Genomic DNA, 13,548 nt, shown 5'->3' with positions numbered 1-13,548 from the left:
GGCCAATGAATATAAAAAAAACTGCTGCGTGGGATAAATTTACCAGTCGGGACATCACGCCTGAAGCTGTTTACCAAGATAGACGGCGAATTTTAAAGCAAATGGGTTTTATAGGCGCCGGTGCGCTGTTGTCGTCTCAGGCTAATGCGGGCGTGTTCGATCTATTTTCAAGTGATGAAGAAAAAGTGGCTTTTTTAACTAAGACACTGCCTTTTGCTAAGCAAGCGCAATATGATCACTTGTTGTATGGCGCGTTAACGCCTGAATCTAAAATCATCTCCCATAATAACTTTTATGAGTTTGGCACAAGTAAGACAGATCCTGCTGAAAATGCTCAAGAGCTAAAGGTGGAACCATGGAAGTTAGTGATTGACGGCGAGGTCGATAAACCTATGACCTTAGATTATGACGACTTACTTAAACTATTTCCCCTAGAGGAACGAGCCTATAATTTTAGATGTGTTGAGGCGTGGTCGATGGTGATCCCTTGGGTGGGTTTTTCATTAGCAAGCTTGCTTAAAAAAGTCGGCGTTAACAGCAAAGCTAAGTATGTGGCATTTGAAACGCTGTTTGACCCAGAACAGATGCCAGGACAGCGTAATCGTTACACCGGCGGGGGGATTAATTACCCTTATGTAGAGGGACTTACATTAGCTGAAGCAATGAACGACCTGACTTTTATGTCGGTCGGCTTATACGGTAAGACCTTACCACCGCAAAATGGTGCACCTATCCGCCTAGTGGTGCCTTGGAAGTATGGCTTTAAGAGTATCAAATCGATTGTGCGTATAAGGCTAACTGACAAACAGCCGCCTACTTCGTGGAATCAATTAGCGGCTAATGAATATGGTTTTTACGCTAATGTTAATCCTGAAGTGGATCATCCTAGATGGTCGCAAGCATCTGAGCGCCGCATTGCCGAGGGCGGATTATTTTCAGCTAAGCGTATTCCTACTTTACCATTCAATGGTTACGGTGAATTTGTGGCAGATCTCTACAAAGACATGGATTTGAGAAAATTCTATTAACTTTGTGTCGAGTCGATAAAAGCAGCGTTAACATAGGTCATGTTAACGCTCACTTTAAAACTGTTATAACTCTATGAAGCTTTTGAATACGTGATGATCTTATCAAATAATAAAGCTTATCAATTGTTTAGTACCTATCAATGGTTTGAGGTTGGAGAAGTCTATGGGGTTAACTCGCCGCTCTTTATTTTGGCTTAAACTGTTATTTCACTTAATTGGTACTCTACCCATAGTGTATTTAGTGCTTAAAGTAATGACTGATAATGCGGGCGGAGATCCGGTGCAGTATATTATTCATTTTACTGGAATTGGCGCGCTAAATGCGCTGGTGGCAACGCTAACTATTTCGCCATTGGCAAAACGATTCAAGCAAGGGTTACTGCTGCAGACGAGGCGGTTGGTGGGATTATATGTGTTTGCATATGCAAGTTTGCATGTGTTGGCATTTTTCAGTTTAGATCTTTTGTTTGCATGGTCGTTATTTTTTGAAGAGGTTGTGAAGCGCCCCTACATTTTAGTCGGAGCGAGTGCATATATTTTATTAGCGGCTTTAGCATTAACTTCGTTTAAAGGCGTGATGCGCAAGATGGGGCGGAATTGGCAAAAGCTGCACAATGGGGTGTACTTAATCGCTATATTAGCCGCGGTGCACTTCTATTGGTCGGTAAAGTCGGAGCTGATAGAGCCTGCTTTGTATATGTTGATTTTTGCTTTTTTATTAGTAATAAGAACTAAAAAATCTAGCAAAATCAATTATAAAAAAAATGCTACTGTTTCAAAAAAAGTATCAGCAGCGGGAGCTAAAAAACAGTCTCAAGCTTAAATTTGATTGTTTTGGTTTTGGTTTTGGTTCGGGTTCTGGAGTTTGGTGTATGCCCTCTGAGCTAAGAGCACTTTTGTCGGGTAGGTGGTTTAAGTGCTTGAATTAGAGGTGGGAATTTCCTTCGTAGAGTAAACAGCCCTGTAATTGAGCGTTTTAATCTCTAATTTACTTGCTTTCATTCTCTTGTTTGGGCTTTTTAAGTTTTTTACTTAATTTTTAATATTTATCCTAGGCACTAATCCTAAAGTTTTTCCCCGCTGCCGCGGTGGGTTGTCAACTATTAATAGGGCTATGATTAAGTATGATTCAAGGACCACGATTAAGCTTGATTCAAGGGGAATGACTAAAGGCTATGAGTAATTAGTTATAACAACTCTGGTTTTAGCTAAAGCAATTGTAATTTTAAAATAGACGTTTGGAGTAAAGGTTATAGGATAAAGATATCGCGGGATATACAGAGTGGTAAACAGGAGCGTTTCATACTAAACAATGGCTTCTAAGTTGAATGACATCAAATTGGATATTAAATAAAAACCTAGTATTAAATGAATTAATGTTAGTTACGTAAGCTTGTTAAACTGCTTACTCTAGTGAAAGCATGAAAGCATGAAAGCATGAAAGCATGAAAGCATGAAAGCGTGAAGGAGGTAGGAGAAAGCCCTTCCGTAGGCTTGAGCGAGTTTAGCAATGAGTGACATGCAGTCGTTATGGTTGCTATAAATTCGCTTTTACAGAGCAAGTACACAAAATTTACCAATTGTGCTGCTATTATGTTTACTGCAAATTGATGATTGATGCCAGTTGGCAAAGTGCTTAATCTCACTTAACAAACAAATCTCAATCGTTATTTTTATTCAAATTATAGAGCAATTCTTTAAAGTAATTCTCTAAAGGAACTCTCGAAAGTAACGCCCATAAGCTATTTACCTTTTTTACCCGCTATTTAATCGGATAAATTCACCTAGTAGCAATGGCATTGTTGAATATTAAACATAATATGCGCTTGTGTATTTAGCTGTTTTCTTGCTGCTTCATAATTTGCACGACTTCATCATAAGAGATATTAAACTGACGAGACAGATTAATAATCTTAGTCTTATAAGTTTGAATGTTCTCATGTTGAGCCAATAATCTCTTTTCATTTTCAACAAGCTCGTTAACGGCTTCTTGTAGGATAAGTAAACGGCGTAAATTAAAATCGAGAGAGTCGATGTATTTTAACATTTGTGTTTTATTACGAGCTTGCTCTAAATCACTTGAATGCTTTTTATCATAACCATATTGGTCAAGTGCAGCGATGGCACTTTCTAATTCAATATTATTGTTCATTTTTACCTACGGTTAACGGAAGGAAGTTTTGTGTTCATACGTTGTAGAAGATTATAGTTTGTATTTTGGCACTGTAAAAGTCCATAGTGTATAAATAATCGGTAAATTACGGCTTTATTACTTGGGTTTATTCCTGTGACCTGTCAATCTAGATAATAATTCACTTTGTGCATGGAGGCTTGATGTTAGATCTGTTACCTGATTTATTTGATACTTATGCCGATAAACTGACCCTAATCGCGCCAATGTTTGTCTCTTATGGCAAAAAGGAATGCTTTTGGGGCGAGGTTGTCACTGTTAAGTGTTATCGCGATAACTCAAAGGTTAAAGAGGTTTTAGCGCAAAATGGCCATGGCAAAGTACTGGTCGTCGATGGGCAAGGAGTGACAGATTGTGCATTGCTAGGGGATATGATTGCTGCTAATGCTGCCAAAAATCAATGGCAAGGAGTGATTATCTATGGCTGTGTCAGAGATGTCGCCACTCTTAAAACCATCGATTTAGGAGTGAAGGCAATAGGTGCAAACCCCATTAAAACTGAGAAAAAAGGGATTGGTGAAGTCAATATCGCTGTAGAGATCTATGGTGTCATCATTTCGCCTCAATCTTTCATTTATGCTGACGCAAACGGCGTGGCTGTATCTAATGAATCTTTAGATATAACCGTGCTAGATTTATAACAATGACTTCGTAATAACAGATGGAATCTGCTATGAAATTTTTAAAATGGTTTTTCATTACAATCTTAGGATTGGTTCTCGCATTAGTCCTTTATGTAACCGTGATTTTTGACCCCAATGATTTTAAACCACAAATTGTAGACTTGGTTAAGCAGGAAACAGGCCGAGAACTGGCAATTGGTAGTGATCTCTCTTGGACTTTCTTCCCAAGCTTAGGAATTGAGTTGGGTGACATTAGCTTGTCAAATCCAAGTGGTTTTGAAAATGCATCAATGGTAGCCGTCAATCAAGTTGTCGCTGAAGTGGCATTGATGCCACTGTTTAAAAAAGAAGTCGAAATTTCGCAACTAAATCTTGATGGTTTAACCCTAACACTGGAAACCCAAAAAGATGGCAGAACGAGCTTTGATGGACTCAGCGGCAATCAAACCGCTAAGAGTGATGCTGAATCACCAACTGAGCCAGCGACTTCTTCTAAAGCTAGCCTAGCTAAACTCGATATTGGCGGCATTGCAATTACCAATACTAAAATCACCAATATTGATCACTTAAATGCAACCGAACAAGTTTTCACATTAAAAGCGCTGACATTGGGCCGTTTTCAATTGGGCCAATTTGCCCCGGTCAAATATGAGTTTTCGGCAGTCATGCCGGATATGGAATTACTCAGCCAAGGTGAAGGTCAAATCAAGATTGCTCAAGACTTAAACACGGTAACCATTAATGAGTTTGTGGTGAAAAACCAAATTAAAGGGGCAGGTTTACCGAATGGGCAACTACAAGCTGATCTAAACACTTCAGTGGTGGTGGCACTAGACAAGCAAACAATGAACTTAGTACTTAGCAGTTTTAGTGCAGCGAATATAAATGCCTCAGGCTCACTAGATGTCGCCTACGGTAAAAAAGTGCCTAATGTTGTGGCTAAACTAGAAGTTGGCGATGTTGATCTTGATGCGCTGTTACCTGCCGAGTCAAAAGAGAAAAATGACAAGCCACAGCAGGCAGAAAGTACAGCTAATGCCGTTGAGCCGGATCTTACAGCGATGAAGTCGGTTAATTTGGATGTCGATGTGCGTGTAAAGTCAGTGAAAGTCGCCAACCTTAAAACGCAGAACTGGGTCATGCAGCTAGTGATGCAAGGCGGGGTTGCCAATATGAAGCAGTTATCGGCTGATTTATATGGCGGTAAGATTGCTGCCTCAGCAACTGTTGATGGACGCAACAAGGTTGCTCAATATCAATTTGATAAGCGTTTATCAGGTGTAGATATTCGTGCTTTATTAATAGATATGGCTGAAGTTGACATGCTTGATGGCACAGCAAACTTTAACGTAGCCGGTAAAGGTAAGAGCTTATTACCTGATAATTTGAAGAAAAACTTACTTGCCAATGGTAAATTTGAAATTGCGGATGGTGCCATTCATGGGGTAAATATTCCACAAATGATCAGACAAGCTAAAGCTAAGATGGGCGGCGATATGTCTTCAGGCGTTGGCGCTACCGTACAAAAAACTGACTTTACCAGCATGACTGGCTCATTCAAAATTGCGCAAGGCGTGGTATCAAACCCTGATCTGGATATGTCGTCGCCGTTAATACGTTTAAAAGGCTCTGGTACAGCTAATATCATTAACGAAGCATTGGATTATAAATTGACCACTTCGGTAGTTGGTTCGCTTGAAGGACAGGGTGGTGATAAGCGCGACGCGCTTTACGGTGTGGAAATTCCATTTGCGATAAAAGGGACGATGTCTGAGCCTAAGTTCTCACTTGATACTAAAGCGTTATTAGACTCAAAACTAAAAGAAGAAACCAATAAGTTAAAAGATAGCTTATTGAAAAAGTTTGGAGGCCTATAAATGCTAGTTAAAACTTTACTTGCTTTCGTAGGCTTGAGTTTGATTGGTTGCTCTGGACAACAAGTTAGTGAAGCTGTTACTGAGCCTGCGTTAATGCAAACGCCACAAGGTAAAGAGCAGACTGCTCAGACGGTTACGGCGCCAAACCTACAGCCTCAAGCTCAGCCAGTTTTGCAAGCTGTTATAGTTACAGATGCTGCTAAAGCTAAAATTGCAGATAGTGGTGCCAATAATAAAGGCTCAAAAAAGGATAGACCTATGGAGCACGCATTGTTAGAAGCCAAATTACTCGTGACTGACAAGGCAAATGTGACCTTGCAGTATACGAATAATCAGTCATATGGCGTGCCGCTGATGTTTATGTCGGGCATGACGGCAGATCTTTGGTTATTGGACGCACAAGGTAGCAAGATCTGGGCATGGTCAAATGAGATGATGTTTACCCAAGCGATACGCGAGACTGTAATGCCAGCAGGGAAAACACAAAACGTGAAATTTAAAATTCCAGCAGATGTTGCAGCTAAAATTGGCAAGGGCTATCGTTTAGAAGCTGTGTTTGCTGGTAAAGCAACAGAGTCTCAAAAACCAGCAATGAGCAAAGTCACTTATAGTTACTAATATTATTACCAGTAATACTTAATATACAGTTGTTTAAGCAAAGAAAGGCGACCTAAGGTCGCCTTTCTATTTTACAGTTCGTCTTTATACTCTAACTTTTATGCTCTAACTTTTGTCATATCTACATACAGCTTGAGCATTTGACCAGGCTGAATATATTTACTCTTTTCAAGTGAGTTCCAACGCACTAAATCATTAACGCTAACGTTAAACTTGCCTGCGATACGAGCTAATGAATCGCCGTTACGTACCTTATAATTAACAGTACGCATCACTTCGCTTAAGCCTTGGCTGTTTGAACGCGTACCTGACCAAATTACTAGCTTTTGACCAATTTGTAACGGATCTTTTGGCGCCATGCTGTTCCAGCTCGCAAGCTGTGCGGTTTTCACTTTATGCTGCTTAGCAATTTTCCATAGCGAATCACCAGACTGTACCTTGTATGTGATCTTGCTTGAGCCGCGTGCTTTATTTTGCTGGCGGTTTAAACGTTGATCGGCAGACAATAAATATTCATCTAGGCTCTTAGCTGAAACAGGTATTAGCAAAAACTTACCTGCAACAATGATGTTGCCTTTAATGTCATTAACTGACTTTAATGCAGATACCGTGGTTTTGTAACGCTTGGCGATTAATCCTAGGCTGTCACCAGATTTAATTTGATAACGTTCCCAGTTAAGACGCTCGTTAGTATGGGTTTTATTGAGTGCAACTTTAAAAGCATCAGCTTTATCAACTGGCAATACCAGTTTATGTGGCCCTTCTGGCGCCGTTGCCCAGCGGTTGTAACCCGGGTTTAGCTTATGTAGCTCAGATGTCGTCATATTGGCGATATCAGCAGCAAGTGCTAAATCAATTTGGCTACCAATATCCACAACTTCAATTTGAGGCTCGTTACTAATAGGTGTGAGCTTAATACCGTACTTATCAGCATTTTTAATCACATCGGCAAGAGCGAGTAGTTGCGGCACATAACGCTCAGTTTCACGTGGTAAGTTCAAGCTGAAAAAATCAGTTGAAATGCCTTTTTTGGCATTACGCTTAGCTGCATTAATCACTCGACCTTCACCTGTATTATAGGCTGCGATTGCATATAACCAGTTTTGACCTGTTTTACCATGCAGGTATTCAAGCATGTCTAGCGCTGCAGTTGTTGCTGCTGGTACATCACGACGACCGTCATACCACCAGTTCATCTTTAACCCAAAATGGCGAGCCATAGGAGAAGTGAACTGCCAAAGGCCAGACGCGGCACCGTGTGAATAGGCAAACGGATCAAACGCACTTTCTACAATTGGCAGTAAAGCTAGCTCAATCGGTAGATCACGCTTTTCAATCTCTTCAACAATCAGGTACATGAACGGTGTTGCACGTTCCGATACACGCTCTAAATGCTGTGGATGCTTGATATACCAGTCACGGTATTGGCGTACTAGCTTTTCATCTGGTACTTCCATCTGCATGTCGAGGCGAATGCGTTGCCATATATCAGTGATCTCAACTGTTTCTACTACTTCAGGTATAACAGGAGCTACTTTGATTTGTTCTATTGCTATCGGAGTAGCAGGGGTCCCTTCATCAGTCTTCTGGCTGTCTAAAGTTTGACAACCTGTCAGCAGGGCAATCCCCCCCGCGACGAATAAAAATGGTACGCGCATCTAAAATCTGTGTCCTCTAATTAGGCTCAAAAAAGCCAGAATAAATCTGGCTTAGTGGCGCTGGAATAGCGGGCTATTGTAGATTATTTTTTAGAAATTGTCTTTCCATTGACGCAGAAGTGCGAAGCTTTGCAGCGTATTTGTTATAGGTTGTTGGAATTGAACGGCTAAAATTTGTTGAATTTCTGCACAATCTGCTCGTAAAAATGGGTTTATTGCCTTTTCGAGGCCAATTGATGATGGCAACGTAGGTATATTTTGTGCTCGTAGCTGGTTTGCTTGTTGCACATATTCTTGCAACTTTTGGTTGTTGGGTTCTGCTGCACAAGCAAAGCGTAAATTTGCTAACGTATATTCGTGGGTGCAGTAAACTTTAGTATCGTCTGGTAGTTCACTTAGCTGACTTAATGACTGATACATTTGCTCAGCGGTCCCTTCAAATAAACGCCCACAGCCTCCGCTAAATAGCGTGTCACCGCAAAAGAGTAGATTGTCAATTAAGTAAGCAATGTGGCCTAAGGTATGCCCAGGAACTTGAATGACTTTTGCTTCTAGTTCTAAGCCTTCTAGAGTGACCGTGGCCTGCGCAGTTATTGGGCGGCTAATCCCTTGGATATTTTCGGCTTGCGGGCCATATACTGGAATATCTTTACCAAAATGGGCACATAGTGCTGCAATTCCACCAGTATGATCATGGTGGTGGTGGGTAATGAGTATCCCCTGTAAGGTCAACTTTTTGTTGGTGACGTAGTCAATCACAACTTGAGCATCACCTGGGTCGACCACATAAACACCTGTACTTTGCTCAGTTTGCAACGTCCAGATATAATTATCGTTAAAAGCGGGAAGTGGTGTTATCTGTAACATACTGAAACTCTCTAAGTAAGAAGTAAATCGCTCGAGTTCATTTATTTGAGCACTAATTTGAGCACTGAGACCAGTTTACTGAGCAAAGCAGTTGCTTGTATACCGCTTTCGTTATTAAAGTAGGGTATCAAGGAATTTGGAGATTGATTTGTCGCAATCTGAACTAGCACTAAAACCTTCTCATTGGTCAGAGCTGCCTAACGGAGCGATCATTCGTGAAAGCCTCGAGGAAGCTTTATCACCTTGGTGGGCAAGAATTTTTGGTTATTACATGCTTAACTTGGGCCCATTAAGCCAAAAAATCGATAAAACCAATGTAGGGATTAATCGGCAATATGGGTTATTTGATGAGCCTCAAGCGCATATTCGAGGTGACTACAGCCAACTGCCTATTCAAAATGTCAGTGTTGACGCTGTGGTGATGAACTTCATTTTAGAGTTCGAAACAGACCCTTATCGGCTTTTGCGAGAAATTGACAGGGTGTTGGTATCCGGAGGCCATCTTATTATTAGTGGTTTTAATCCACTAAGCCCAATGTTTATTGGCCAAATACTACCTAAACATCAGAATGAGATCCCATGGAATGGCCGATTTTTTACGCCGTCACGGGTGAAAGACTGGCTCGGCTTATTGGGTTATCAAGTCGTTGCTGATGAACGTTTATTACATCATCACCTGCTAAGTGACGTCAAACCCGATAATATTTGGTCCCATGCGCTTAAATCTTGGTTACCAAGTACAGGCAGTATTTATGTACTGGTTGCTAAAAAACTTGAAAGTCCGTTAACGCCCATTCAAGCCAAGCGGAAAGTAAAGCAACCCAGTTGGTCAACAGCACCGAGTGCAGGGCGTACAGGCCATGTTTCTAAATCGTCAAATCAATCATAAGAATATCAATGCGAATAACACTAAAACAGTTAGCTATTTTTGAAGCTGTAGCGCGCAGCGGCCAAGTGGCTAAAGCGGCGGAGTTAGTTAATTTATCTTCTCCTGCTGCATCAATGGCATTATCTGAACTTGAAAAACAGCTCGATACGCGATTATTTGAGCGAATTGGCAACCGCTTGCGTTTAAATTCGCAAGGTAGTTTATTATTGCCATTAGCAACCGAAGCTTTACAGAAAATTGAGCAAATAGAGCATGCGTTTTCTCCGGCGGGAGCCGAGCTTGGCGGTAATTTAAATGTCAGTGCAAGCTCAACCATAGGTAATTACTTATTGGCTAAGTCGGCAGTGGCTTTTTGTCAGCAGCATACCAATACGTTAGTGAATGTAGATATTGATAATACTCAAGCTGTGATAAATGCGGTGTTAGAGTTTAGAAGTGAAATGGGTTTTATTGAGGGACAATGCCTTGATAGCCGTATTGCTGTTGAGGCGTGGCATAAAGACAAATTATTGGTGTTTTGTCATCCCGCGCACCCATTAGCAGGGCAGAGTGTTGCCCCAAGTGCGCTACATGATATGCCTTGGGTGATGCGAGAAGAAGGCTCTGGTACCCGTGATTACTTTGTTAACGCAGCTAATGCGCTTGATATGCAGCCACAGGAAAAATTTCGTTTCTCAACGCCCGATGCGATTAAACAAGCGGTTAAACAAGGCGCTGGCTTAGGAGTCTTGTCTGAGCTTACTCTTGAAAAAGAGCTAATCCGCAAAGAGTTAGCTGTTATTCAAGTCGAGGGATTATCATTAGAGCGCAAGTTCTATCGCATACACCACAAGAGCCGTAACTTTACGCCCATCGGCTTAGAATTTATTAAATTTAATAAGATGTTCCTAAATACCGATGGCTGAATGTAAAAGCGGACTTTGATTGAGTCTTGTTAGGTTTAGTTTCAATAACCTAGAGTTAATCGTCTAGCTTTGCTGCTCGATGTAACCCGTGTCTTCTTGCGATGGTTTTGCTTCTGCAGCTTTACGAGCAAGTACATCACAGCGCTCGTTTTCGGTATGGCCAGCATGACCTTTTACCCAGCGCCAATCAATTTGGTGTAGCTGTGATACGGCGTCGAGTCGCTTCCATAAATCGACATTTTTTACCGGTTGATTGGCCGAGGTGATCCAGCCTTTGCGTTTCCAGCCGTGGATCCATTGTGTGATCCCTTGGCGCATATATTGGCTATCGCTGGTCAATATAACCTGACATGGCACTTTAAGTACTTCAAGTGCGATAATAGGGGCAAGTAGCTCCATGCGGTTATTGGTTGTAAGGGCAAAACCCTCGGCAATTTCTTTTGTTTGCTTTTTATACTTTAAAACGATGCCATAACCACCAGGGCCAGGATTTCCGAGGCAAGAACCGTCGGTATAGATAGAGATCTGTTTCAGTCCAGTCATCAAGTTGCTACCATAGCTATAATTGCTGGGCGAGTATACCCAAAATATTTAACTGAGAAATGTATAAATTCATATGAATATTGTTTCAAGCGCGAAGCGTCAAATTATTCTCGATACCGAAACGACAGGTATGAACCAGTCAAGTGGTCCAATTTATTTGGGGCATAGGATCATTGAAATCGGCTGTGTTGAAGTAATAAACCGCCGATTAACTGGGCGTCATTACCACGAATACATTAATCCGCAACAAGCAATTGATGAAGAGGCTATTGCAGTTCACGGTATCACCAATGAATTTGTTGCTAGCAAGCCTAAGTTTCATGAAATTGCCCAAAGCTTTATTGAATTTATTGATGGCGCAGAGATTGTGGCACATAACGCAAACTTCGACGTTAGCTTTATGGATCATGAGTTTTCAATGCTGCAGCCATTGGGGCCAAAAACCACTGACATATGTCAGGTTCTCGATTCGCTAGAAGTCGCTAAGTTCTTGCATCCAGGTCAAAAGAATAACTTGGATGCTTTATGTAAGCGCTATGGTATCGATAACTCAGCTCGTGATCTCCACGGCGCATTGCTCGATGCCGAGATTTTGGCTGACGTTTACCTGTTAATGACAGGTGGTCAAACCAAATTTAACCTTTCAAGTGAAAAAGCAGGACAAGAGGGCGGTGGTATTCAGCGCCTAAGTCTTGATAGAACAAAACTTAAAGTGATCTCTGCATCGGCCGATGAATTAGTAAGACACGAAGAGCGATTGGATCTAGTTGCTAAATCAGGACAATGCCTCTGGCGCGGATAATCTCATTTTAAGAGTCTCTCTATGACTAAAAGAGTTACCATTTTTACGGCTTGCTTTTTTTGCTACTTTTTATTTAGTGGTATCGCTGCATCGGAAGTGCTGCTGTCTAAGCATGCGGCGGAATTAAAAAATCGTTTTAGAATCGATCATATGGTCGAGTCTGTTACGTTACTCATTCATAGAGAGTACGGCAGTGCACCTGTGATTATTGTGCGCCCTGACGGTAGTAAGTGGTATGTTGACCGTCACCCTGACGACAAGGTTACTTGGATGGAAGGGTTAACCGGTGACATGATCACCATCAAGCAGCCGATGGCGGGGCCATGGCAATTAATTGGTCAGGTGGTTGAAGGTTCGGTGATTGATAAGATCACCACACTTTCTATTGAAGTCGAGCCAATCCCTAAACCTTTATTTCAAGGTGAGCGTTTAAAATTAACAGCGCAATTACTTGGCGATGAGCAAAAAGTTCGCCTGCCAGGTCTCGATTTTATGATGAACTGGACTGCGCGCTTTATTAGTGAAAATAATCCTACTGATGAGAACTACGCCGCAGGAACATTTATTGTGGGGGCTTATAGTGATAACGGTGAGTCATTAGATGAACGCCCTGATGACGGTATATTTACCAGCGATTTAGATTTAGATCAGCCGTGGGGCGATTATCGACTACAGATCCAAGCCAAAAATGCAGTGCTAGATCGTGAATATAATGATTCATTTAGGCTTTTGCCGCAGCCAATTACCGTTGAGCTACTTACTCCCGATGATCCTAACTTAGGTATTTGGAAGTTAGAGATCAAAGTCGATGACACTTTAGTTAAGTTAGACGAGACCCATTTAGACGCTGAAATCTTAGGGCCAACGGGTAAAACAGTGCCTGTGACCATGGCTGTTTTTAAAGAATCTACAAGTGAGTTCGTTCTACCTAAAGTGACTGATTTTGGCAGTTATCATTTAAAAGTGAATGCGGTAACGACTACAGTGACTGGCCGTGAGATTTATCTGCAATTACCGGAGCTGTTTTTTAACCTTGTTCAACCTCCGGAGCCACCACCGAGTGAAGAGGAGCTTGCAGCCAAAGCGGAGGCTATGGCTAAACAGCAAGAGCAGCAAGCTAAAGATAAAGCAATCTTTTGGATGGCGTCAGTCAATGGTGGCCTAATTGTATTGGGTATTATTGTTTTATTAATCGTTCGTAAGCGCAGTAACCTTAAAAAAGCGTTAGCGGCAACAGAAGCAAGGTTAGAAAAAGAGGTACAGCGAGAGAAAATGTTACTCGAGCTTGATCAGATAGATTTAACCATGCCAGAAGAAAACCAAGACACTTCAGCTAGAAAAACATAGATTTAAACCGCTTAATGTTTAAGTTTACGGCGGATTGTTTGTTTTTTAGCTATACAGTTGGCGGCAGCAAAAAAAATTATTGACGGACTACCTCACTCTACGTATTATTCACCGCACTTGATGTGGAGCGGTAGTTCAGTTGGTTAGAATACCGGCCTGTCACGCCGGGGGTCGCGGGTTCGAGTCCCGTCCGCTCCGCC

The 13,548-nt window shown here is 41.6% G+C and carries 13 protein-coding genes and 1 tRNA gene; 10 read left to right on the top strand and 4 right to left on the bottom strand.

Annotated features, from left to right (window positions below; all coding sequences use genetic code 11):
- Nucleotides 1-5: 5 nt before the first annotated feature.
- Both msrP and msrQ read left to right on the top strand, forming a co-directional pair.
- Entirely contained in the window at nt 6-1,028 is a 1,023-nt protein-coding gene (gene msrP / locus MSG37_RS10000) for a protein-methionine-sulfoxide reductase catalytic subunit MsrP (protein WP_248470518.1), read from the top strand.
- A gap of 163 nt (nt 1,029-1,191) precedes the next feature.
- Nucleotides 1,192-1,851, top strand: a complete 660-nt coding sequence (gene msrQ, locus MSG37_RS09995; protein ID WP_248470516.1) for a protein-methionine-sulfoxide reductase heme-binding subunit MsrQ — start codon at nt 1,192-1,194, stop codon at nt 1,849-1,851.
- A 1,011-nt stretch (nt 1,852-2,862) separates the two neighbouring features.
- Here msrQ and MSG37_RS09990 read toward each other — a convergent pair.
- Nucleotides 2,863-3,180: a hypothetical protein gene (locus MSG37_RS09990; protein WP_248470515.1), complete on the bottom strand. Its 318-nt coding sequence runs from the start codon at nt 3,178-3,180 to the stop codon at nt 2,863-2,865.
- Nucleotides 3,181-3,362: 182 nt separating this feature from the next.
- Between MSG37_RS09990 and MSG37_RS09985 the strand changes: the two genes are divergently transcribed.
- Genes MSG37_RS09985 through MSG37_RS09975 form a run of 3 tightly spaced genes read left to right on the top strand, consistent with a single transcriptional unit; the run spans nt 3,363 to nt 6,337 of the window.
- Nucleotides 3,363-3,860: a putative 4-hydroxy-4-methyl-2-oxoglutarate aldolase gene (locus MSG37_RS09985; protein ID WP_248470514.1), complete on the top strand. Its 498-nt coding sequence runs from the start codon at nt 3,363-3,365 to the stop codon at nt 3,858-3,860.
- Nucleotides 3,861-3,892: 32 nt separating this feature from the next.
- Nucleotides 3,893-5,719: an AsmA family protein gene (locus MSG37_RS09980; RefSeq protein WP_248470512.1), complete on the top strand. Its 1,827-nt coding sequence runs from the start codon at nt 3,893-3,895 to the stop codon at nt 5,717-5,719.
- Nucleotides 5,720-6,337 (top strand): BsuPI-related putative proteinase inhibitor, encoded by a 618-nt coding sequence (locus MSG37_RS09975; protein WP_248470510.1) that lies wholly within the window; start codon nt 5,720-5,722, stop codon nt 6,335-6,337.
- Between the two features lie 98 nt (nt 6,338-6,435).
- On the opposite strand, the gene MSG37_RS09970 is transcribed toward MSG37_RS09975, so the two are convergent.
- Complete coding sequence (locus tag MSG37_RS09970; RefSeq protein WP_248470509.1) at nt 6,436-7,995, bottom strand: LysM peptidoglycan-binding domain-containing protein; 1,560 nt, start codon at nt 7,993-7,995, stop codon at nt 6,436-6,438.
- A 90-nt stretch (nt 7,996-8,085) separates the two neighbouring features.
- Nucleotides 8,086-8,862 carry a hydroxyacylglutathione hydrolase gene (gene gloB, locus MSG37_RS09965; protein WP_248470507.1) on the bottom strand — a complete coding sequence of 259 codons (777 nt, stop codon included), beginning with the start codon at nt 8,860-8,862 and terminating at the stop codon, nt 8,086-8,088.
- Between the two features lie 148 nt (nt 8,863-9,010).
- Between gloB and MSG37_RS09960 the strand changes: the two genes are divergently transcribed.
- Together MSG37_RS09960 and MSG37_RS09955 are read left to right on the top strand one after the other, a co-directional pair.
- A complete protein-coding gene (locus MSG37_RS09960; RefSeq protein WP_248470506.1) occupies nt 9,011-9,751 on the top strand; it encodes a class I SAM-dependent methyltransferase in 741 nt (246 codons plus the stop codon).
- 8 nt (nt 9,752-9,759) lie between these two features.
- Nucleotides 9,760-10,656 (top strand): LysR substrate-binding domain-containing protein, encoded by an 897-nt coding sequence (locus MSG37_RS09955; RefSeq protein WP_248470504.1) that lies wholly within the window; start codon nt 9,760-9,762, stop codon nt 10,654-10,656.
- Nucleotides 10,657-10,719: 63 nt separating this feature from the next.
- Here the strand turns inward: MSG37_RS09955 and rnhA are convergent, their stop codons facing one another.
- On the bottom strand, nt 10,720-11,199 hold the full coding sequence (rnhA, locus tag MSG37_RS09950; RefSeq protein ID WP_248470502.1) for a ribonuclease HI: 480 nt from the start codon (nt 11,197-11,199) through the stop codon (nt 10,720-10,722).
- A 73-nt stretch (nt 11,200-11,272) separates the two neighbouring features.
- On the opposite strand from rnhA, the gene dnaQ reads away from it, so the two are divergent.
- The 3 genes from dnaQ (at nt 11,273) to MSG37_RS09935 (ending at nt 13,546) form a co-directional block, all read left to right on the top strand.
- On the top strand, nt 11,273-12,001 hold the full coding sequence (gene dnaQ / locus MSG37_RS09945; RefSeq protein ID WP_248470500.1) for a DNA polymerase III subunit epsilon: 729 nt from the start codon (nt 11,273-11,275) through the stop codon (nt 11,999-12,001).
- A 21-nt stretch (nt 12,002-12,022) separates the two neighbouring features.
- On the top strand, nt 12,023-13,348 hold the full coding sequence (locus tag MSG37_RS09940; protein ID WP_248470498.1) for a TIGR03503 family protein: 1,326 nt from the start codon (nt 12,023-12,025) through the stop codon (nt 13,346-13,348).
- A gap of 124 nt (nt 13,349-13,472) precedes the next feature.
- A tRNA-Asp gene (locus MSG37_RS09935) sits at nt 13,473-13,546 on the top strand.
- Nucleotides 13,547-13,548: the final 2 nt, after the last annotated feature.

The sequence above is a fragment of the Shewanella sp. 1CM18E genome, from assembly GCF_023161665.1.
Lineage (GTDB): Bacteria > Pseudomonadota > Gammaproteobacteria > Enterobacterales > Shewanellaceae > Shewanella.
The sequence above is the reverse complement of the archived record's forward strand: the minus strand, read 5'-3'. Positions and strand labels throughout refer to the sequence as shown.